General features: G+C 35.5%; 15 protein-coding genes and 1 CRISPR repeat array (1 of these 16 cut by a window edge). Of the genes, 5 read left to right on the forward strand and 10 right to left on the reverse strand.

What is annotated here, in order from left to right; all coding sequences use genetic code 11:
• Positions 1 to 1,723: a CRISPR direct-repeat array (repeat unit 37 nt; unit sequence ACAGCAACCCAACTTCCAGTAGAATAAGGATTAAGAC); it begins 843 nt to the left of the window's first position.
• 465 nt (positions 1,724 to 2,188) lie between these two features.
• The 6 genes from VB796_RS21295 to VB796_RS21320 all read right to left on the reverse strand — a co-directional run bounded on the left by VB796_RS21295 (position 2,189) and on the right by VB796_RS21320 (position 10,421).
• Positions 2,189 to 5,236: a type I restriction endonuclease subunit R gene (locus VB796_RS21295; RefSeq protein WP_323348608.1), complete on the reverse strand. Its 3,048-nt coding sequence runs from the start codon at positions 5,234 to 5,236 to the stop codon at positions 2,189 to 2,191.
• A 196-nt stretch (positions 5,237 to 5,432) separates the two neighbouring features.
• Positions 5,433 to 5,894, reverse strand: coding sequence for an IS200/IS605 family transposase (tnpA, locus tag VB796_RS21300; protein WP_323348609.1), 462 nt, complete (start codon positions 5,892 to 5,894; stop codon positions 5,433 to 5,435).
• Between the two features lie 10 nt (positions 5,895 to 5,904).
• Positions 5,905 to 6,027: a hypothetical protein gene (locus tag VB796_RS21305; protein ID WP_323348610.1), complete on the reverse strand. Its 123-nt coding sequence runs from the start codon at positions 6,025 to 6,027 to the stop codon at positions 5,905 to 5,907.
• 77 nt (positions 6,028 to 6,104) lie between these two features.
• A complete protein-coding gene (locus tag VB796_RS21310; RefSeq protein WP_323348611.1) occupies positions 6,105 to 7,406 on the reverse strand; it encodes a restriction endonuclease subunit S in 1,302 nt (433 codons plus the stop codon).
• Positions 7,407 to 7,468: 62 nt separating this feature from the next.
• Positions 7,469 to 7,747 (reverse strand): DUF1016 N-terminal domain-containing protein, encoded by a 279-nt coding sequence (locus VB796_RS21315; RefSeq protein ID WP_323348612.1) that lies wholly within the window; start codon positions 7,745 to 7,747, stop codon positions 7,469 to 7,471.
• A 325-nt stretch (positions 7,748 to 8,072) separates the two neighbouring features.
• Positions 8,073 to 10,421 (reverse strand): class I SAM-dependent DNA methyltransferase, encoded by a 2,349-nt coding sequence (locus VB796_RS21320; protein WP_323348613.1) that lies wholly within the window; start codon positions 10,419 to 10,421, stop codon positions 8,073 to 8,075.
• Between the two features lie 373 nt (positions 10,422 to 10,794).
• Here VB796_RS21320 and VB796_RS21325 point away from each other — a divergent pair, with 373 nt between their 5' ends.
• Together VB796_RS21325 and VB796_RS21330 are read left to right on the forward strand one after the other, a co-directional pair.
• Positions 10,795 to 11,202, forward strand: a complete 408-nt coding sequence (locus VB796_RS21325) for a hypothetical protein (protein ID WP_323348614.1) — start codon at positions 10,795 to 10,797, stop codon at positions 11,200 to 11,202.
• Positions 11,203 to 11,437: 235 nt separating this feature from the next.
• A complete protein-coding gene (locus VB796_RS21330) occupies positions 11,438 to 16,621 on the forward strand; it encodes a helicase-related protein (RefSeq protein ID WP_323348615.1) in 5,184 nt (1,727 codons plus the stop codon).
• 90 nt (positions 16,622 to 16,711) lie between these two features.
• Here VB796_RS21330 and VB796_RS21335 read toward each other — a convergent pair whose 3' ends face one another.
• The 3 genes from VB796_RS21335 to VB796_RS21345 all read right to left on the reverse strand — a co-directional run bounded on the left by VB796_RS21335 (position 16,712) and on the right by VB796_RS21345 (position 19,508).
• Complete coding sequence (locus VB796_RS21335; protein ID WP_323348616.1) at positions 16,712 to 17,773, reverse strand: nucleotidyl transferase AbiEii/AbiGii toxin family protein; 1,062 nt, start codon at positions 17,771 to 17,773, stop codon at positions 16,712 to 16,714.
• A 23-nt stretch (positions 17,774 to 17,796) separates the two neighbouring features.
• Positions 17,797 to 18,522 (reverse strand): DUF6577 family protein, encoded by a 726-nt coding sequence (locus VB796_RS21340; RefSeq protein ID WP_323348617.1) that lies wholly within the window; start codon positions 18,520 to 18,522, stop codon positions 17,797 to 17,799.
• A gap of 89 nt (positions 18,523 to 18,611) precedes the next feature.
• Positions 18,612 to 19,508 carry a zeta toxin family protein gene (locus VB796_RS21345; RefSeq protein ID WP_323348618.1) on the reverse strand — a complete coding sequence of 299 codons (897 nt, stop codon included), beginning with the start codon at positions 19,506 to 19,508 and terminating at the stop codon, positions 18,612 to 18,614.
• 342 nt (positions 19,509 to 19,850) lie between these two features.
• Here VB796_RS21345 and VB796_RS21350 point away from each other — a divergent pair, with 342 nt between their 5' ends.
• Both VB796_RS21350 and VB796_RS21355 read left to right on the forward strand, forming a co-directional pair.
• Complete coding sequence (locus VB796_RS21350) at positions 19,851 to 20,141, forward strand: hypothetical protein (protein WP_323348619.1); 291 nt, start codon at positions 19,851 to 19,853, stop codon at positions 20,139 to 20,141.
• A complete protein-coding gene (locus VB796_RS21355) occupies positions 20,134 to 21,048 on the forward strand; it encodes a zeta toxin family protein (RefSeq protein WP_323348620.1) in 915 nt (304 codons plus the stop codon). The genes VB796_RS21350 and VB796_RS21355 overlap by 8 nt, the downstream gene beginning before the upstream one ends.
• Positions 21,049 to 21,052: 4 nt before the next feature.
• Here VB796_RS21355 and VB796_RS21360 read toward each other — a convergent pair whose 3' ends face one another.
• Positions 21,053 to 21,421 carry a transposase gene (locus VB796_RS21360; RefSeq protein WP_109745250.1) on the reverse strand — a complete coding sequence of 123 codons (369 nt, stop codon included), beginning with the start codon at positions 21,419 to 21,421 and terminating at the stop codon, positions 21,053 to 21,055.
• Between the two features lie 96 nt (positions 21,422 to 21,517).
• Between VB796_RS21360 and VB796_RS21365 the strand changes: the two genes are divergently transcribed.
• Positions 21,518 to 21,760 carry a hypothetical protein gene (locus VB796_RS21365; RefSeq protein WP_323348621.1) on the forward strand — a complete coding sequence of 81 codons (243 nt, stop codon included), beginning with the start codon at positions 21,518 to 21,520 and terminating at the stop codon, positions 21,758 to 21,760.
• Positions 21,761 to 21,808: the final 48 nt, after the last annotated feature.

Genomic DNA, 21,808 nt, shown 5'->3' on the forward strand with positions numbered 1-21,808 from the left:
CCAGTAGAATAAGGATTAAGACATTTATCCAAAGCATCTAAAATGCTATCAGCATAAACACAGCAACCCAACTTCCAGTAGAATAAGGATTAAGACTCTCTTAAATTGAATGTTTGAAGCCTTTAAAGTGTTACAGCAACCCAACTTCCAGTAGAATAAGGATTAAGACTTTGAGTGAGTCTGTTACAAAATTCCATTAATTGAAACAGCAACCCAACTTCCAGTAGAATAAGGATTAAGACTTGTTAAATTTTTAAATTTTCATAAATTGAATCATAAACTACAGCAACCCAACTTCCAGTAGAATAAGGATTAAGACATAAGATTTTAATTTATCTACATTTAATTTTTTCATGGACAGCAACCCAACTTCCAGTAGAATAAGGATTAAGACATTACCTCTAAATAATTCAATGTTGTTACTATCATGCAACAGCAACCCAACTTCCAGTAGAATAAGGATTAAGACCAAATTTGCGGGAGGAGTCGAGCCTTAGATAAACCAACAGCAACCCAACTTCCAGTAGAATAAGGATTAAGACCCATTAAATTACACATTCTTAATAAATTATTAGCAAAACAGCAACCCAACTTCCAGTAGAATAAGGATTAAGACAGAAATTGAAAATCTATAAATATAGATGAATTTTTCTACAGCAACCCAACTTCCAGTAGAATAAGGATTAAGACAAGAATTCAATAACTTCATCTTGATTTAATTTTTACAGCAACCCAACTTCCAGTAGAATAAGGATTAAGACATTTTTCTTATGATTCTCTGTTGGTTCTTTTTCCATGTAACAGCAACCCAACTTCCAGTAGAATAAGGATTAAGACAAGCTATTCCATTTTCAACTGTATAGTAATTTCTGCTACAGCAACCCAACTTCCAGTAGAATAAGGATTAAGACATAAGGTACGTACAGTCTGAATAATCAGCACTGATATTACAGCAACCCAACTTCCAGTAGAATAAGGATTAAGACTAATTTCGGTTATTTTCGCAAAGTACGCCTATACCGTAACAGCAACCCAACTTCCAGTAGAATAAGGATTAAGACAGAAATTCACTAAATCATCAGGATAATTATCCTTACTTTTACAGCAACCCAACTTCCAGTAGAATAAGGATTAAGACGTCTCACTTGCAACCGTAAAGGCGAAGGTCACGCAAAACAGCAACCCAACTTCCAGTAGAATAAGGATTAAGACCACTATTGGAAAGCCCTTTTAATTCTTTATTGATTGACAGCAACCCAACTTCCAGTAGAATAAGGATTAAGACATTATTTGTAAAATATAATATACCATTCTTATTGAACAGCAACCCAACTTCCAGTAGAATAAGGATTAAGACCTTCAAAGGTATTTGAAATACTGTTTACATAAGACTTACAGCAACCCAACTTCCAGTAGAATAAGGATTAAGACATAAATATAATTAATACAAGGATAGCCCCAAGTTTGGACAGCAACCCAACTTCCAGTAGAATAAGGATTAAGACCATTTTTCTTTTCACCCCTGCAATGACCCTACCTGACAGCAACCCAACTTCCAGTAGAATAAGGATTAAGACTAAGAACATATCTCATGTTAGGTTGTAAGCCTAAACAGCAACCCAACTTCCAGTAGAATAAGGATTAAAACGTAACGTAGTCAGCGTTTTGAACGCTGACTACGTTTATACATCAACTCAACTTCCAGTAGAATAAGGATTAAGACTTTACGGAGTAAATATCATCGAAAAAACAGTCCTAACCCTCCGATAAAAAAGCAAGAATTAAGACTTCCTAACAACATGATTATCAAAACATTAATTTTTGTTTTCACGTCTAACATAGTAGGTCAGGAAAGTAGGAATTAAGACATTTTATTAAATACGGATGGAGCGAGATTTTGAGAAGAATTTTAAACTAAATCAAGCACATAAAGATGGTGTGAATGGCAAAAAATAAACAAAATAAAACAAATCTTTTAATATCCCATTCTCAAGAAATTTTGATTGAATTTTTCGTTATTTCCCCGAAATAAATTTCGGGGCTACAAAAATCTGCCGAGATTAAGGCTCTTTTTAGGGCAAGTTTTAAAGTGTCAAGAACGCTACAAGCCTAACAATCTCGTCAATTTTGGGAAATCTGATTGCGAATCTGCAAAACGTTTTTTCCCAAAATCAACGATATTCACCTCCTACCTAACCTCAACCATTCTTCGAATAGAATCTTCCAAAGCCATTTTAAAAGCTCCGTCGTTTACGTACAGTTTATAGAGTTCTAACTCGCTCTTGCGTTGCTGACTGATAGCATCACTAATCATTCGCATTAATGCCAAATCTCGGTTTTGCACATCATGATTATTCACATAATGTGTTTTAAAATTGGGGTGTTCTCTCACAAATCTGGCAATACTCACAAATTTAACCCGTTGTTCTTCGGGCGTGGCGTTCCAGCCTTGAAACCACTTTTCATTGAAACTCTTGATAATCAAATCCAAAGGGTCTATCTCTTCGCCATCACGTACTCCTCTCGGATTGGCATTTTGTGGGTCAATCATGGTTTCTTTATCGTCCAACGTTATGCTCTGCCCTAATTTTGTACGTTGTAGTCCATACGTTGATAAATCTATCTTGTTCAAGAGTTCGTCTAATTTATCATTTTCTGGGTTTTTGATAATGAGTTTTGGTATCAGAAATTTCAAAAACCAATACAATTTTTCCCAACGCTCATTCTCAAAACTCATGATTGCCGCTACTTGTCCGTAAATCTTTACAAACTGTTTGGCTTTAATTTTGAAGTCTGCTTTGTGTTTTTCTTCCAGTTCCAACGCTTCGTTAAAACGTTCGGCGGCGGTGTCAATAATTGGGCTTAGTTGTTGAGCATCGGCATTTTTGAAGTATTTCTCCACAAAATCTTCTATTTCGTTCCATTCATAAACGCCCACTTCGTCCAATTCTATTTTTAACTCGCTCAATACGCCTACATCGGTGGCTTTGCTGAGGGTTGTGGATGTATAGAAGGGGTCAAAAGCGGCTTTTATGTCTTCGGTTGAATTGAAGAAATCAAGAATAAATAAATCTTCTACTCTTTTACCCAATGAATTGGCTGAACGGTTGAGTCTTGAAAGTGCCTGTACCGCCAAAACGCCTTGCAGTTTTTTATCAACGTACATGGTGCAAAGTTTGGGTTGGTCAAAACCTGTCAAGAATTTATTGGCGACCACTAATATTTTGTATTCATCATCATCAAATTTGTCCTTGATGTCTTTTCCTGCAAAACCATTGATACTGTCTTCCGTATGTTCAATACCGTTCACGGTTTTCTTACCAGAAAAGGCTATTACAGCTTTGAAATTGACGTTTTTATCTGCTAAAATCTTACGAATTGCCATAAAATAAAGAATCGCCGACTCAATACTTTGCGTTGCCACCATTGCTTTGGCTTTGCCTTTTAGTTTTTTAGTAGCCACCACATTTCCGATAAAATGGTCAATCATGATTTCGGCTTTGGTTTGTATCGTTTCTTTGTGGCGTTCTACGTAGGCTTTTAATACTTTCTGAGCTTTTTTTGTCTTGAAATCAGGGTTTTCTTCAATGGATTTTTCTAACTCATAAAAGCTTTTGTAGGTGGTATAATTGGCTAAAACGTCTAAAATAAATCCTTCTTCAATCGCCTGTTTCATGGAGTATAAATGAAAAGGCTTGAATGATTCGTCTGTTTGTTTTACGCCAAATTTTTCGAGGGTTGTATTTTTGGGTGTTGCCGTAAAAGCTAAGTATGAGGCATTTCCCCGCATCTTGCGTGAACGCATCACTTCCAAAATCAAATCTTGGGTGTCTATTTCTTCTTCGTTTTCTTCATTCGCTTTTTTACCCATCGCACGGTTCATATTATCGGCGGCAGAACCGCTTTGCGAGCTGTGGGCTTCGTCGATAATGACGGCAAATCTTTTATCACTCAAATCCGCAATGCCATCTATGATGAAGGGGAATTTTTGAATGGTGGTAATAATGATTTTTTTGCCTGTTTCTAAATTGGTTCGTAATTCCTGCGAACTAAACGCTGGAGCTACAATATTTTTAACCTGTGAAAATTCTTTGATGTTTTCTCTAATCTGTTTGTCTAATATCGTGCGGTCGGTTACCACAATGACGGAATCAAAAAGAGGTTTTTCTATGCCTCGGTTGCCTCTCACGGTGTCGTCAATCGGATAACATTCTATCAATTGATAAGCTGCCCAAGCAATGGAATTTGATTTGCCCGAACCTGCCGAATGTTGAATTAAATAGGTTTGTCCTATTCCTTGCTGACTGGCATCTTTCAAAATTCGTCTTACTACTTCTAATTGATGGTAACGGGGGAAAATTAGATTTCTTTTGTTAAGTGGTTCATTGGCTTTTCCGTCTAAAGTAACAAAATGTTGAACAATATTGGCAAGGCTTTGGCGGGTCAATATTTCATCCCACAAATAGGCGGTTTTATGCCCATAAGGGTTTACAGGATTGCCTGAGCCTTGATTTACGCCTTTGTTGAAGGGTAAGAAAAAGGTGTCTTTGCCGTTCAAACGGGTGGTCATAAATATTTCGTCGGTGTCAACGGCAAAATGCACTAAACACCGCCCAAATTGCAATAATGGTTGGGTGATGTCTCGGTTATTTTTGTATTGATTTACGCCATGAACTCTGGCATTTTGCCCTGTCCAATGGTTTTTTAGTTCAATTGTTGATACGGCTAACCCATTGATAAACAGCACCATGTCTATTTCTTCACGGGGATTGGTTTTGGAATAACAGATTTGCCGAGTTACCGAAAATTCGTTTTTCTCAAAATTTTCTTTAACCGTTTTGCCACTCGACGCTAAGGGCGAAACGTAAAGCATCGTAAAATTGGCATCCTCAACTTCTAATCCTTTGCGTAAAATATGTAACACGCCGTATTTTTTAATCATACGGTCGAGGCGTTCTAATATTTTGAGTTTCCAATCGCTGGCACGTTGGAGTTTGGCTAATTCTTCGGCTTGGGTGTTTTCTAAGAAATGCCAAAAACGTTTTTGGTCAATGGCGTAGTCTTTGTTGAAGTCTTGCGGATTGCCCAACCAATAGCCGTTGCCCGAACGGTAACTTTCGGCAACTTCAAAAATATTGCCTTGCGGATATTGTGCTTTTAGTGCTTCGAGGGTAGAACCTGTTAGCTTTTTTTCAATGGCTGCTTCGAGAGCCTGTTCGTTGGTGGTGCTACTCATAGATTTTGGGGGTTTCTACGGAATAAATTCCGTAGGTAAGTTATCGGTTGCTCTTTTGCTACGGAATAAATTCCGTAGTTAAAATATCGGTCGTCCCGATGGGACTTTTTCATCATTCAAATGCCGTAGGCATGAACGATATTGTAGCAACCGATTAAAATCCGTTGCAATCGGTCGTCTCATTGGTTTGAAAATTTTAAATCAATTCTTCAAATAGATAAGTTTCATCGTAATCAATTTCGTATTTCTCAAGCATATTCAAATACTCTTCCTTGAAAGTTTGCTTTTTATGATGTTCCTCTTGGTTTAAAATATACTTATAAACCTTATCAATGTGTGATTTACTGTATGTAAACGCACCAAACCCAATTTGCCATTCAAATCTATGTGAAAGTAATCCGCTTTCGTTGAGCCATTTAGAGGATTTTGCTTTTGCATTTTTCATTACATCAGAAACGCAACAAGTTGGTTTTAGTTTAAAAAAACAATGGACGTGGTCTTCTACACCATTCACGATGATAGTTTTACAACCTGTTTCGTTTATTAAATTGCCAATAACCGCTAATAATTCTGATTTCCATGCTTTATCAATTACGGCTTCTCTGTATTTTACCGCAAAAACAGTTTGAATATACAATTGATGGTATGTATTTGCCATAAATTATTTTTTATTTAATTTTCAACCGATTAAAATCGGTTGCTATAATATCGTTCATGACTACGGCATTTGAGCTGTACCACATCGTTCCAGATTTCAACCGATTAAAATCGGTTGTTAGGATATCGGTCATGCCTATGGCATTAGAGTCTCTCCACAAAGTCCCAGCGGGACGACCGATGTACTAACTACGGAATTCATTCCGTAGGCTCAAACCCGCACCTTCCCCGTTACCGCACTATTAATTAAGGTACTTTTATATTCCTTCAATTTTTCAATTTCTTGCTCTTTTAATTTAATGGCCGTTGCAATCTTTTTTGATATATCTTTAATATAATTAACTATTTGCTCTTGTTCCATTAACGGAGGTCTTGTTAAGTAGCTATTTTGAATCGTACCTAAATAGACACCTGGTTGTGCCGAAAATCCTGCGTTTAACCACAAGTAGTTTTGGAAAGGTTCACTTTTTATGAAGTAGAATATAAATTTGGTTAGACATACATTATTTGCACGAATAGTACAAACACTTCTCTGTGTTACTATTGGCTCTATTAAATTTTCAACGATAGCTACCTTTCCCAAGGTTGCACCTACAATTGCTAATTGTATATCTCCATTTGAAACCAGAAATTTATTCGAAATTTCCTTAAAATGTTTTTCCGAAATACGGCTATCATCATCCCGAAAAACAAAATTATCTTCAATAATATTTCTTACACTTAATAGTCTGAAACCAGTCTCTACTCTTGGATAGCTTCCATGTGTTCCATCATATATAAATTCTGAGGCAAATTTAGTTTTTATAACCTCCCAATGCTCAGGAATATCCCCAATCCATTCTACGCCCGAGGGTTTTAGTTTTACATCTGGATTAATACCACGAGTTACCGCCCGATGAATCAATATTTGGCGACGCTCTTTTAACAAGGCAATTTGTTTTTCTTTTATCGTAACAGCTTGGTCTATTTGGGCGGTTTTACGGTCAAGAAATTCAGCAATGCGGGTTTGTTCGCTTAGTGGTGGGATTAATGTTCTGAATGCGAAAAAATTGTCCTTAGAAATCGTATTTCTTAATCCAGTATAAAGAGGCTTCATTCTCTTCCCATTATCTAAATTAAGATAAAAGTAATAAAGAAATTTTCTATCAAAGCTCTTGTTTACATCAAATACCGTGTAAGCACCTGTAATCATTCCATCAAATTCAGAGAGTCCGACAGTTCTTGGTGTTTCTTCTACATCAAATAAACAAAATATAAAATCACCTTTTTTAACCTCTTGATAAGTGTCAAATTCAGCAGGGAATTTACCTTGTGGGTTTTCCATATCACGTTTAATAACCCCAAAAAGTGTTAAAGAAAGTAGTTCGTACAAATGTGATTTTTTACCAACTAAATTTTTCTTTAATCTAAAAATGTATTTGTTATGTAATGCCTTCCAATGCTCAGGAATTTCCCCCAGCCATTCTACGCCAGAGGGTTTATAGGTGGTATATTTTTGTATGTTATTGTTCATGTTTAAATTGGTTCATTTTAGTTATTTCTATGGCTCTGTGCAATTTGTTAGCAAACCATTCTTTACTGGGTAATTCGGTTAAATATTGGGCTACTTTGTATTTTTCCTTTCCCAAACGAGTTTGTCAATAATTGCGACAGTGTCGCAAGAATCTTAGCACCATAGGGTAATTGGTTATTTTCTTTAAGATTCGTATTAATGTAGTAACCTATATTGAAATACAAAAGAGTCGTTTCTTTGTTGAGACTAATAGCCACTTTTTTTCGAGCTGAAAAAATCAGTTGTTCCACTCCTGCAAACAATTCATTACTTGTGCGTAAGATTAATTCCTTATTTTCCACGATTTATTTTTGTAAGTTTTCTGATTAAATAAGTTCGGAACTGTATACTTATTAATGCAAGTCCTAAAAACCTCACCCCCAGCCCCTCTCCGATGGAGAGGGGAGCATTCTTCCGCTTTTTTCTCCCCTCTCCATCGGAGAGGGGTCGGGGGTGAGGTTTTGCATTAATAAGTATATAAGTCCGAATAAGTTTCAGTAATGTCTGTTTTTCAGACAATTGAAGCATCTATTTGAAGATAAATAGCTATTTCTTCTATTTCCCAATCATCACATTTTTGAATTTGGCAGACGCTGTCTGCCAAATCTAAGACGCTTTAATTTCAATCTAAAATAAACCCAAAATCTCCCGAATCAAACCATCACTTTCATTTTCCAAAGCCAAAATATCGTTTGAAACTTCCTCTAAATCACGCAAAGGTTTATGACGATAGAAATACTTATTAAAACTGATTTCATAACCAATTTTGGTAGAATCCAAATTGAGCCAAGCCTCTGAAACGTGCGGTTTTACTTCTCTGATGAAGTAGTCGTAAATCAATTCTTTCAACGGCACATTTTCAGTATCACGCAAATCAGATTCCGTTTCGTATTCCAGATATTCTAATTTTTTAGCAGTCGGGAAATAGCCAAAATCAGCTAATTGGCTTTCTGTACAGCCCAAACGTTCTAATAATTGGCTGAGTTTTTCGGGGGTAAACTTACTTATACCTTTGATTACCTTTTCGGCAGCAGCACCGTACCACGAAACCGCATTCAAGATTAAATTTTTCTCAGAAGCCGAAAGTTTTTCTTTACGGGCTTTCAGCTCATCATCTACCAATTTCTTGAAAACATTAAAGTCATTATATTCTTCATTACCAATGGCTTGCATCAAAACCTTAGCGATTTCTAAAATATTTTGTTGCTTTTTCCAAGTCAGCGGATTGACCAAAGTTTCTTGCAATTTGCGAGAAAGATTCAACTCCTGAGCGTCGCACCAATCAATAATTTTCTTTTCAAATTTGGGTAAATCGGTATAAATACTTTCGCCAAAAGTTTCGTAAGCCCAAGTCATGGGTTCACGGAGACTATTTACAAAACGTAAATCAGCAATGCGTTCCGCTGAAAATTGGGCTTTCAAGCGTTTTGGACGTTCAATGGTAACTTTGTAATAGCCAAAATCTTGATTATCAAATACTTTACTGGCAATTCCTTCATCGCCCAAACGTTCAATGGCGGTAAGATTTTGGTAAACATCAATAATTTGCTCAATGTGTTCGGGGGCAAATTCACAGTTTTTATTCCCTAAATTTTTGCGAAGTTTACGGTATAATTGCCCTGCATCAATCAACTGCACTTTCCCTTTGCGGTTAGCTTTTTTGTTGTTGCATAAAATCCAGATATAGGTAGTAATTCCTGTGTTGTAAAATAAGTTATTGGGTAATTGAATAATGGCTTCGAGTAAATCATTTTCAATAATGTAGCGACGAATATTACTTTCTCCCCCGCCAGCATCACCCGTAAAAAGACTCGAACCATTATGAACCGACGCAATACGAGAACCCGTAAGGCTAATATTGGCAGGTTTCATTTTATCAACCATTTCCATCAAAAACAGCAATTGTCCATCCGATGAACGTGGCACAGCTTCCACGTCTTCTGCTTCGCCCCAATAATTTTTGAGTTTAATCAAGAAACGTTTGTCAATGACTTCATTACCATCTTTAATGTATTTTACCTCACTTGCCCATGATTTACCATAAGGAGGATTAGAGAGCATAAAGTCAAAATGAATACCCGAAAACTCATTGGTTGCCAAAGTAGAGCCGTTTTTGATATTAGCAGGGTCATTGCCCTTAATCATCATATCGGATTTACAAATGGCGTAGGTTTCGTCATTGATTTCTTTTCCATAGAGATAAACGTCTCCTTTAGCCTGAATTTGCCCTTCTTCGTCTTTAATAAAATTTTGAGCCTCTGTAAGCATACCACCAGAACCACAAGCAGGGTCATAAATAGTCATAACCGCAGGGAGATTCTCTTTGATGGGGTCAAAAATAACGTGTGTCATCAGGTCAATTACTTCACGGGGCGTAAAGTGTTCACCTGCTTCTTCGTTATTATCTTCATTAAATTTTCGTATTAATTCTTCAAAAACGTAACCCATTCCTAAGTTAGAAAGCGGCGGAAGTTTCCGTCCTTCGGGGTCATTTTTTTCAAAAGGCGTTAGATTGATATAAGGAGAAGTAAATTTTTCTAACACAGCCAGCAAAACATCTTTGTTAGCCATGTGATTAATTTGACTGCGGAGTTTAAACTTGGTGATAATTTCCTTCACATTGGTACTAAATCCATCAATATATTCTTTAAAATTTGATTCTAATAATTGTTGGGAATTGGTGGCGGTATCATGGAGTAACTGCAACGTCCACTTCGAGGTATTATAAAAAACATAGCCAGAAGCCTCCTGAAATCCTTTATCGTCTAATTCGGTAAAGCCAGCTTCTTCCGTTTGAAACCTGAGTTCTTCCATTACCTCAGCTTTTGAGATTTCGAGTAGAGCATCCAAACGACGGAGAACAACCATTGGCAAAATTACGTCACGGTATTTACCACGAACGTAAACATCTCGGAGACAATCATCAGCAATAGACCAAATAAAGGAAACAATTTTATTGTGTGAAGCGGTGTTCATAGGGGGTGTTTAAAAATAAGAGAAAATATGAATTTATGCCCAAATATAGCTAAAATGGCTGATATTATTTGGGAAATAGAGCGTAAAAGCAAGCATTTCAAATCACCGAGCTTACCCCTATCACAATGCAGCCATTCATTTTTTGAGAGGTTTGAGCGATGGCATGAATGGGCCGCATTGGGATAGGGGTATGCTCGCATTACTTCCAAAGATGGTCTTCGTAAGCTTGTGCGTAAGGTCTGAGAAGACGGTCTTTGGACAACACAACAGCCGATAAAAAAATTATCTCACCAATATTTTGCTCCTTATTGAGAAAAAGTATTAGATTTGCAACAATTAATTACATATATACTCAATTAACATTTCTTTTCCTATGAATCAAACCATCAATCTCGACCCACACGTTTTGACTGAAAAAAAGAAAGCAGTCATTAGTTACCTTTCTCAGCATCACCCCGACATTTTAGATTATTATGCTCAAAATGATTTGGAGGAACTTATCAATCAGCGAATTGATACATACTACCTCGAATCAGAAAGTTTGATTCTCTCAGGAATGCAAGCTACCGAAGCAGAAGAAATTGCCAACAAACATCTCTTAACATTCCAAACGTCATTCTCCAATTTAGAAGGATTTCTGACCGAAAACTACGGATTTTCAATTGATACTTTTGATGCGGATACTCGTGAAAAAATGCTGTATTTTTCTAAAGAATACCGCTCTCAAATCGACTCAGGGGCAAATATCTCTACTTTAGTCGATGCCTTCTTTTTAGTTTAAACCTCAAATTATTTGGAATAAATAAATTGATATTGTGTAGGGGCGTATCGCATACGCCCACATCTCGACTTTTTGGGCGTATGCGATACGCCCCTACGTAATGATGACAATATTTAATATTATTAATTAATTAATTTGTTATTCTTACTTATTACCATAATCATCAGAGTATTTGTAAACAGATGTAGCCATTCGTTTTCAGATACTCTTTTGCATTTTCTCTAAACTTAAAACCATGTCATATCATAAAAAACAAGTTCTGAAAGACAACTTGGCGGCTATTCGTTTGGCTTTTGACTTAGTTGCCAACCAACAAATTGCAGCAGGAACAGACCGAGAAATGCTTTTAAAATTCAACGGTTGGGGAGGAATCAAGGAGTTATTGCTACCCTTAGATGATATAAAAGCATGGAGTCTTGAATCGCTCAAATTGAAAGCAACTATTGAAGAACTTCATCAATTTCTTTCTACTCAGGACAAATACCAAGACTACCTCGAAAGCATCAAAAACAGTATTCTTACCAGTTTTTATACACCAACGGCTGTCATTGAGTCGCTTGGGAAAACATTAGTTGCTCATGGTGTTTCAGCAGAAAAATATCTTGACCCTTCAGCAGGCACTGGTTTATTTCAAAAAGCCTTTGAAAGTCAAGGTTTAAAAATATCGGAGTCGCTACTCATGGAAAAAGATGCTTTGACCGCCATGATTTTACAAGGCTTAAACCCTTCGGGTATTAATCATGGTTTTGAAATGTTAGGAAAGAAAAAGTTAGAAACGTATGATTTAGTTTCCTCTAATATTCCTTTTGGCAATTTTAAGGTTTTTGATGAGGCGTACAATCTTAATCCCAACAGAGCCAAGCGATTAGCCACCAATAATATTCATAATTATTTCATGGTAAAATCGTTAGATGCCTTGAAAATCGGTGGTTTGATGGCTCATATTATGCCACAAGGCGTTTTGGATAGTCCTGCCAATTTGCCCATTCGGCAGTTTTTATTAGCCAATGCCAATTTAATTTCTGCGGTTCGACTACCCAATAATACTTTTTTATCTGCTGGCACGGAAGCGGGTTCTGATTTATTGATTCTTCAAAAAACTAATCAGAAAACAAACCTCTCTCCTATTGAACAGTCATTGGTTCGTTCTTCTTTTTTGGAAAATTCGGCTGATTCATTCGCTAATGCTCGCCCTACCCAATATGGTATCAATGAATTTTTCAAGAATCATCCAACAGCAATTATTTCCGATGAACTAAAATTTGGAACAGATTTGTACGGAAAACCGAGTCTTGAATATTTTAAAACTGGTGGAATCGCTCAAATTGCTTCTTCTTTGGAGGCAATTCTACAAAAAGATTTTTCTGCTAACTATCGACCAACGCCAAAAGTTGCTCAGACTCAAACGTTAAACTTCAATCCTTCGCCCAAAACTAAATCGAAAGATGTTTTCCAATTGAATTTATTTGGCAGTGTAGAACCCGAAAAAATGTTGGTAAAACCTGCCAAAATTGCTTATCCATATCCATTGCTCGAAGGAGAAGTCGATGGGCAATTGATGATTCATGATGATAAACTACGCAGACTAACACTTGATATTTCTGGTAATTATCTGAGTGAAACTAATTATCCTAAAAATGTGGAGAATTTATATCGTTTAGCCATTCAAATTCGGCAGGAATACGAAAAACTGTATCGTTTAGAAGCAACAGAAAATATTGAATATGCAGGTTTACGGACTTCACTCAATACACTTTACAATGATTTTCATACTCGATATGGAGCGATAAATTCCAATAAAAAAGTGTTGGATGAAGACCCGAGAAACAAAGAAATCATTGGTTTAGAGCGAGTTCAGGAAGGTAAGTTTGTTAAATCAGATATTTTTCATCATCCTATTGCGTTTAATCAGGCAAAAGAATATTCGATTCAAGATGCGTTCTATGTAACGCTCAACCAAACGGGTTTTGCGGACATTGCCATGATTCAAAAATTAGCGAATCAGTCAATTCCACTCATCGAAGAAACGCTTTTAGCAGAGAAATTAATAGCTTTTAATCCCAAAACAGAACGATACGAAGGCTATACTTCCGTTATTTCTGGAAACGTCATTGAGAAAATTAATTGGTTAGAAAATCAATTAGCAAGGTTTGAGAAACAAGCAGAATCGGGGCTTGATATTGACTTTTCTAAAAAGGAGAGATTTCACCAAACGCTTTCTTTTCTCAAAGAAGTTGTCCCTACTCCTATTCCTTACCAAGATTTAGATTTCAATTTGGGAGAACGCTGGATTTCTCCAAAAATCTACGAAGATTTTGCCCGAAAATTATTCAATTCTAATAGCGTTACGGTTGACTATTTGGAGAATACCGATAATTATATTGTCTCAAATAGTAAATATGACCGCAATGAAATCATTAATACATTGTATGCTGTGGCGGCAGATAATACTCGGGTGAATGGCATTGACCTATTGGAACACGCTTTGTACAATACCAGTCCCAAAATGGAAAAACTCATTGGTTACGATGAAATTAGAAAGAAAAATATCTACGTCACTGATAAGGATAAAACCATTTTGGTAAATAGTAAAATTGATGAAATTAGACAGAAATTCATCAATTATTTAGAAGAACAAAACGAAGAATTCAAGGCTCAATTGGCTCAAACCTATAATCATAAATTCAATTGCTATGTAAAACCTCAATACGATGGCAAGCACCTGTCTTTCAAGGAATTAAACCTTACCAATTTAGGAATTCCAGATTTATATCAATCTCAAAAAGATGCCATTTGGACAACCGTACAACAAGATGGTGGCATTATTGACCACCAAGTAGGCTTGGGGAAATCGCTCACGATGATTGTCGCCAGTCACGAAATGAAACGTTTAGGTGTTGCTCAAAAGCCATTAATTCTTTGTCTAAAAGCCAATGTTGCTCAAATTGCCGAAACTTATAAAAAAGCCTATCCTAACGCTCGTATATTGTACAGCGGTGACGTTGATTTTTCTAAAAAGAATCGAGAGGTAATTTTCAATCAAATCAAAAATAATAACTGGGATTGCGTGATTCTTACCCACGACCAATTCGGGAAAATTCCCCATTCTTCCGAAGCATTTCAAAAGGTTTTGGGAGATGAATTAACTAATTTACAAAAAGATTTAGCGTCAATGAACGAGTTAAATCAAAGCTCTGAAACCAAACAACAACACAAAGGACTCATTAAACGTAAAATCAATCTCGAAGCCAAGCTAAAAACCAAAATGGAAGCCATTAAGGGGCATCGTGATGATGTTTTAAACTTCGATTCGATGGGATTTGACCATATTTTCGTGGACGAATCACACATTTATAAAAACTTAACTTATTCTACAAGGCACAATAATGTGGCTGGTTTGGGCAGTATGGAAGGTTCTGACCGTGCTTTGAATATGTTGGTTGCCATCAGGACTTTACAGGAGAAAAAGAACAAAGATTTATGCGTTACCTTTTTATCGGGTACGCCCATTTCCAATTCACTCAACGAGTTGTATTTACTCTTTAAATATCTCCGACCGAAGGAGATGAAAAAGCAACAAATTTTTAATTTCGATTCTTGGATTGCCACTTATGGCGTTAAATCCAAAGAATACGAAATTTCTATCACTAATAATATCATTCAAAAAGAGCGTTTCAGAGAGTACATCAAAGTACCCGAATTAGCCATTTTTTACAGTCAAATTACGGATTATAAAACTTCTGATATGGCTGGTATTTTTCCACCGAAAGCCAAAACAGAATTGGTGGTTTTGCCACAAACTTTGGAACAAATGGATTTCTCTCGAAGATTGCAAGAATTTGCCAATACGGGTGATGGCACGCTGATTTATCGGGGAAAATTAACTGATAGCGAAGAGAAAGCAAAAATGCTGATTGCCACCAATGAATCCAAGAAAATGGCTTTGGATATGCGTTTGATAAATCCTTACTTCAAAGACGATGTTAATAATAAAATCAATCAGTGCTGTTTAAAATTATGGGAGCTTTACCAAAAAGGCGAGCATTATAAAGCCACACAAATGATTTTTTGCGATTTAAGTACGCCTTCTTCTAAATCAACAGGGTTTAATGTTTATGAAGCAATTCGAGACAAATTAATGGATTTGGGCATTCCTAAGCACGAAATTGCCTTCATTCAACAATTTAAAAATGACCGCCAACGCCAACAACTATTTGATAAAATGAACTCAGGCGATGTGCGAGCATTGATTGGCTCAACGGCTACTTTGGGGACGGGAGTAAATGCTCAAAAGCGAATGATTGCCATGCACCATTTGGATATTCCTTGGAAACCTTCTGAATTTGAGCAGCGTATCGGGCGGGGAGCAAGACAAGGAAATGAATATGCTCGACAGTTTAACAACAATGAAATTCATAATTTTGTCTATGCCGTTGAGCAAACATTAGATTCGTATAAGTTCAATTTATTGCTCAATAAAAGTATTTTCATCAACCAAATTAAAGCCAATCAATTGGGCGTTAGAAAAATTGATGAGGGCGGCATGGACGAAACCAACGGCATGAATTATGCAGAATATTGTGCCATTCTTTCTGGGAATACTATGCTTTTGGATAAAGCTAAATTAGAGCGAGAATTGAGTAAGATGGAATCCGAAAAAGCTATGTTTTTGAAAGGACAAAAAGAAGCCAATGAGAAAATTGGAGCATTAGAGCAATCTTTAGAACTCAATAAAAATCGTTTAGAAACATTAAGCAACGATAAAAACAACTTAGTTCATCAAGGATTTAGCTTTGAATCAGAGAAAACTCATCTGTCAAATTTGGTACTTAACGAAAAAACTTTTGAAGATTTTTTGGAGAACCAAACTGCCACCATTTTTGAAGGAACAGATTTATTTCCTAAAACCGAAAAAGAAATTGGTCAGTATTTAGTACACCTTAAAAATTCCATTCAAACGGCTGGTTTTCATGAAGTTGGTGAATACTTTGGAATGAGACTTTATTTTGAGTCAATCATACTGAGAGACGTTGAACTCAGAAGCACCATAGACCATAGTTTATTTATTGAAGGCAATGACGGTGTAAAATATACTTTCAATGGCGGTTTCTTAGCGAATACGCCCGAAATAGCTCTCAATTATCCGCACCGGGCTTTACTTAAAATTCCTTTCTTGCTTGAAAATGTATTAGAAAATATTGATTCTTTAAGTAAGAATGTAAATGAACTCCGAAAATTCACACAGGAAACCTTTCAGGGCGAACAGCAAATTGAAACCAAAAAGAAAGCCCTCGAAGTCATGAAAAGTCAGATTGATGCAACCATTGAGCAGAAAGACTCGACACATGATATTAGTCATTTAGTAGCTGAAGAAGGTTCTTTGAAGGTAAAAACGAACGGAGTAAAAGTCGGAATGTAAAATGAGTTAAACTTATTTGTCTGTCTTGAATATTTACATTATGGCAATTTTTTCATTTATTGCCATAATGTAAATCAATCATTCTTTTTTTTATAATTTTGTCGCATGATACCAGTACCAAAAAGCATCAGCATTAGGCTTTTTTAGTTTATTGAGTTTTGTATTGTGAGGCTGTTCAATAATTTTATCAACGACCTCTCTTTCTGAAACAAAACGCTCAATATCAGCAGATTCAACAGCAATTAACTTTGCTAAATACGCCGCCTTTGCCGCAAAAATAAAAGAAGCGTCTAAGTTAAAACTGCTCGAATAAATGTACGATTTTAAACCATTGATACCACTTAATAACTCTGTAAAATTGCCTTTGCCATCATTTCCTCTGAGTGCAATACATAAAGCTGTTTGGTACATATCTTCTAAAACATCGTCTGAAGTAATCGAGAGGTTTCGATATTCCGTTTCTACTTTGGCTAAGTGATGAAACGTTTTTCTCACAATTGTTAAATCTTCTACCACATCGAATAAATTTCCGACATCAAAAAGTTGTTTAATGATTTCTTTACTCCTTGAATCATCTCCTTTGAAATAGGGTACACCCGTCGTATTAGGAGCAAAAGCTGTCATTTTATCTCCCAATAAATCTTCAAAAGAAGGAGTTTTAACCGTCTGAATTACATCTTCAACCCATAAAAAAGGGGATTGAATGGGGGTTTCAACAATTTTTTGATAAGGATTTTCTTCAAATAGAATATCCAATAGAATGGACTCTTCTTTGTTTCTTGTTGCGTGAATGGGTTGATAGAAAAATTTAAAATGACCTTTAGAAATATCAATATGATTTTTTCGTTGTTGCCCTTCTATACGCAAAAAACCTTGTTTTTGAGCAACTTCTTCCAACTGTGAAAGTAATTTATCGTAAGGTTTAGGCATGATAATATCAATGTCAATCGACAGCCTTTTGGGCTTATCAGCTTGCATTAGTAAGAGAGCAGTACCACCTTTAAAAATAAAGTCTAATTCAACATTCACTAAACCTTCCAATAATAATAAAGCCCGAATCGTCTTTTCTACCAATAATTTATCTTTTGCTCCTGTACTGACACTTACTTGCTCCAGCCATTCGGCTGATAATGTTTTATCTTGATTAATCATGTTATTAAATTCTCTAAAATATATTATGACAACAGGGATAATATTTTTTTCTCCAACTGTTCCTTAATTCCCCTACGGTTGGCATAACGTAATAATTTGGTTTTGCTGAAAGTGTATTTACTCAAAGCCTCTTGGAAAATATACGTGAGTTCTGCTCCTTGAAATGCTTCATAAAGTTTGTTTTCACTTACCAAATCAACCAATAATTTCTCAAGACTGATAGTCCTTACTTCATCCACATTTATCAAAGGAGATTCTGAGATTAAAGGTATAACGACAATTGCATCCTGCTGATATGAAACATAATTATCTAATACTTCTCTTGAGGGTTTTACATAGACATTTTCAAAATTATCCCGTAACAAATTGAATACAGCATCAACACCTACTTTTTCCACTTCGACAATAATTGAAAATATACCTGGTTGATGCAAAGAAAATTCGTTGACGATGGAGGTACGCCAAATACAAACGTCCAGCAATGACTTTTTAAGCTTGATTAGCTGATATATTTCTTTTTCTTTAGCGTTTAATTCTGGCATGTAATCATCTTTTTTTTCTTTTAAAGCATATTTTCCATAACCTGTCCTATGGATAATTTCATCTTTAAGTAGCTTATTAATCAGATACGTAGAACTTTCCAAGCCTGTCTTTTGCTTGATAAAATTTACTAATTGCTCACGTTCAACCTCCCTATTTTTCTTAAAAATAGGTTTTAAATCACGTATATGAATGAGACTATTTAGCACAATATTTAGTTTTTATTCAATACAAATATAGGTATTTATTTACATTATGGCAAAATTTTAAAAAATTGCCATAATGTAAATAAATACCATCACATTTTCTTTTTACTTGATTTTGCCTTTTGCTTCTTATCATCTAAAAATACTCGCATATTGGCTTCAAAACGTATTTTTTCTAAGAAATTGACTTCACGATTAACCTTTAAATCCCTAATCTTACGAGTTTTCTGTTGTAAAACTTGCGTTTCTATTTCATTAAAATCTCTGCTCCTTTCCTCTAAATACAGACTGACTGCCGTATTTTTTGAATCTGTTAATAATTGTAGTGTATTGCCTTCGGGAGTAGTATCAAGTCTATAAATCTTGACTTTATCTAATTTACCCGTGGATAAGAGTTGTTGAAAAACCGTTGGAATGTTCTCGTAAATTTGGTCGTGGTATTGCTTAGATACCAAAATGGGTTGCTGCTGTTTAAGCAAACCGTCCTCATACCTTTCTTCCGCATTTAAGTAACTATACATCTTATTGATTGATACCATAAGAAGTTCCGTTTGGTAATTTTTATCTTGAAAAGTTTTGAGTTTCTCAGATACTTTGTCAAAATCATTCAGAGAACTACTTAATATGACATTTAAGCCTTTTTCAAGAGCGAAATTTTCCAAATGTTGAAATAAAATTAAAGCCAAATCCTGCGTCATGGGTAGAAATAATTCAGGAGTTTGTAGTCTAATTTGATTCGCTTTAGGGTGATACTCCCTTAATTCATCCAAAGACAAATGAATAACGTTTTCGGATAATTCTTCACAAATAGTTTGATTCAACGCTTCCTTAAAACTACCTACTTGCCCTGCGATAATAATACATTTGGGTGGACTGTTTTCCACTTTTGTGGCACTGATATTTGCCAATACTTGTGATTTCAAATTTTCAATTTCAAAATCATCTACTTGATATATTTCCTTTAAATTTTGGAGTAAATCTTGTTGCATATTCATTAATGGTTTAATTAAGGTTTATTAATACATTTTCTGAAGTTTTGGGGACTTCAGAATTAGGGAGAAAACAAATCTATTAAAAGGTTGAATGGGTTTTGGGGTAGGAAAGGTTATTAATAATCATGAGTGTACAATACGTAAAGATAGAAAAACATCATATTAAATACGAGTACACCAAATTAATATTTTATACAAATGGCTTATATATTCCATTAAGTAGAAAAAAAATATATTAACGAAGAAATACCATTCAAAAATTAGCAAAAAAGAAGATTAATGAGATATAGATATTTGCTAATCTACTTGAAAATTCGTAAATTTGCATAAAAAAACACCATGAAAACAGATAATCAAAACCTAAGTAAAACACCCCAATCTCCCATCTTTCAAGATATGTATGCCCTGACAGAAAGTTCAAATAGTATTTTGTACGGACTAAAAGCACATTATGCTATTGAGGCAAATCGTGATGAGTCAAGCTCAGAAAAACGGAACGAAAACCAGCAAAAATTGGATGAAATTTCTCAATTGACTCAACATATTTATCTGCATAATACCCCCGAAAAACTACAAGCCATTATCAACCAATATGGACCTATTCTAAAAAAAATTAATGCGTATGAATAATGAAGTAGTCAACACCTTAAAAGTCAAATATCCCGTTGGGGAAGAAGATTATCAAAAAGCTCTAAACACCATCATCGTTTCGGAAACAGCGGGGATTTACCCATCTAAAAATCCAGTTGTTACCATTTTAGGAGCTCAACCTGGAGCAGGGAAAACCGAAATCCAACGCATTACTCAGGAAGCATATCAAGGAAATATTGTTGTTTGTAATGCTGATAATTTAAGAGCCTTTTATCCCAGAGCCTTAGAATTGAATCGCCTGCATCCTAAAGAATTTCCTTTGCTTACTTCCGATTTTGCTCACCGTCTTAAAGATGGTTTACAAGCACATTGTCTCAAGCATGGGTTTTCCTTCAGTTTAGAAACTACTTTCAAAAATCCGAATGACTTAAATGAGATGATGGACACATATACAAAAGCGGGTTTTCAAACGGATATTAAATTATTGGCAGTAAATCGCTTGATTAGCCGACTATATACTGAAAAAAGATATGAAGATATGTATCAATTAGAAGGTGCAGGTAGAAATGTCCCCAAACAAGCACACGATGAAAGAGAAAAGGCACTCACACCAACCGTAGAAGGTGTTATCAAGGCAAATAAATTCAGAAATATGAGCCTTTATAAACGAGCGATTGTCACCTCTGAATCCAGTATTCGGTCGGGAGTCAGTTTATTAGCAGAAAATCCCCCAGATGCTTTAAACACCTTCAAAGAGGAAAAAAATCGACCACTCACCGACCAAGAACGGTATTTTTACAAGAATGTAGCGGAACAAGTATTATTTCAAAAACAACAACGGAATGCCACTTTTGTTGAAATATTTGCCTTCAAAATGGAATTTAATGATTTACTAACTCAAAAGCAGCAACAAATCGACAAGTCTTTAAATAAGGGAATCGGATAAATGTCTATTGAGCATCTACAAAATCACTAATTAAATTAGGCTGTGCTTGACCAATCGTTTGAATTAAATGCTGACGAGTCCACATACCTGGCGTTCTGGTTTTAAGAAAGGAGTATTTTTTTCTCAATTCTCCGCCCATATAAGCTTTAAAATTGGTAATAAATGTATGAGGAGATTCATCTGAAACCTCTGTTTTCACCTCCATGCTCACAATGAAATCCTCTGTGATTTGTAAAGAGCATAATTCGTAGCCTAATTCATAACAAAATTTATAGGCTAAACTGGCAAAATCAGCGTGAATTTCCGATAACAATAGGCGTTTTTTGCCATTAGTACAAAACACGAAAAGGTAATGAATAAAAGTTTTTTGCATTTTAAATGATATTTTTTATTAATTAACTATATACATAATTAATATTATCTTATATTTGTCCTAATTATTTCTAAACCCAAATTTAATACATTTAAAATGGTTTTCTCTATTTTGCTTTTCAATTGGACACACTACGGGAAATACGTAACAATCCTCACCCTAATTACTTGGGCAGTATTTTTCTTTTATGATTACTTTATTGGCAATACCGCAAGGGATAAAGCTTCTATCTTGGATAATCCAATTCCCCAAGTGCCTAAGCATGACCACAGAACCCAAATCATGACGAAACACGTAGAGTATGATGGAATGCTTTCTCAGGCTGGGGAAAAGATATAAGGAATGAAATTCGGCTGCCTAAATTAAATACCTAAACTTATTCAAATA

Source organism: Arcicella sp. LKC2W (genome assembly GCF_034931005.1).
Lineage (GTDB): Bacteria > Bacteroidota > Bacteroidia > Cytophagales > Spirosomataceae > Arcicella.

Coding starts and splice junctions, on each gene's coding strand:
- VB796_RS21295 (WP_323348608.1), bottom strand. CDS start 5,236: ATGAGTAGCACCACCAACGAACAGGCTCTCGAAGCAGCCATTGAAAAA.
- tnpA (WP_323348609.1), bottom strand. CDS start 5,894: ATGGCAAATACATACCATCAATTGTATATTCAAACTGTTTTTGCGGTA.
- VB796_RS21305 (WP_323348610.1), bottom strand. CDS start 6,027: ATGACCGATATCCTAACAACCGATTTTAATCGGTTGAAATCTGGAACG.
- VB796_RS21310 (WP_323348611.1), bottom strand. CDS start 7,406: ATGAACAATAACATACAAAAATATACCACCTATAAACCCTCTGGCGTA.
- VB796_RS21320 (WP_323348613.1), bottom strand. CDS start 10,421: ATGAACACCGCTTCACACAATAAAATTGTTTCCTTTATTTGGTCTATT.
- VB796_RS21325 (WP_323348614.1), top strand. CDS start 10,795: ATGAATCAAACCATCAATCTCGACCCACACGTTTTGACTGAAAAAAAG.
- VB796_RS21330 (WP_323348615.1), top strand. CDS start 11,438: ATGTCATATCATAAAAAACAAGTTCTGAAAGACAACTTGGCGGCTATT.
- VB796_RS21335 (WP_323348616.1), bottom strand. CDS start 17,773: ATGATTAATCAAGATAAAACATTATCAGCCGAATGGCTGGAGCAAGTA.
- VB796_RS21345 (WP_323348618.1), bottom strand. CDS start 19,508: ATGCAACAAGATTTACTCCAAAATTTAAAGGAAATATATCAAGTAGAT.
- VB796_RS21350 (WP_323348619.1), top strand. CDS start 19,851: ATGAAAACAGATAATCAAAACCTAAGTAAAACACCCCAATCTCCCATC.
- VB796_RS21355 (WP_323348620.1), top strand. CDS start 20,134: ATGAATAATGAAGTAGTCAACACCTTAAAAGTCAAATATCCCGTTGGG.
- VB796_RS21360 (WP_109745250.1), bottom strand. CDS start 21,421: ATGCAAAAAACTTTTATTCATTACCTTTTCGTGTTTTGTACTAATGGC.
- VB796_RS21365 (WP_323348621.1), top strand. CDS start 21,518: ATGGTTTTCTCTATTTTGCTTTTCAATTGGACACACTACGGGAAATAC.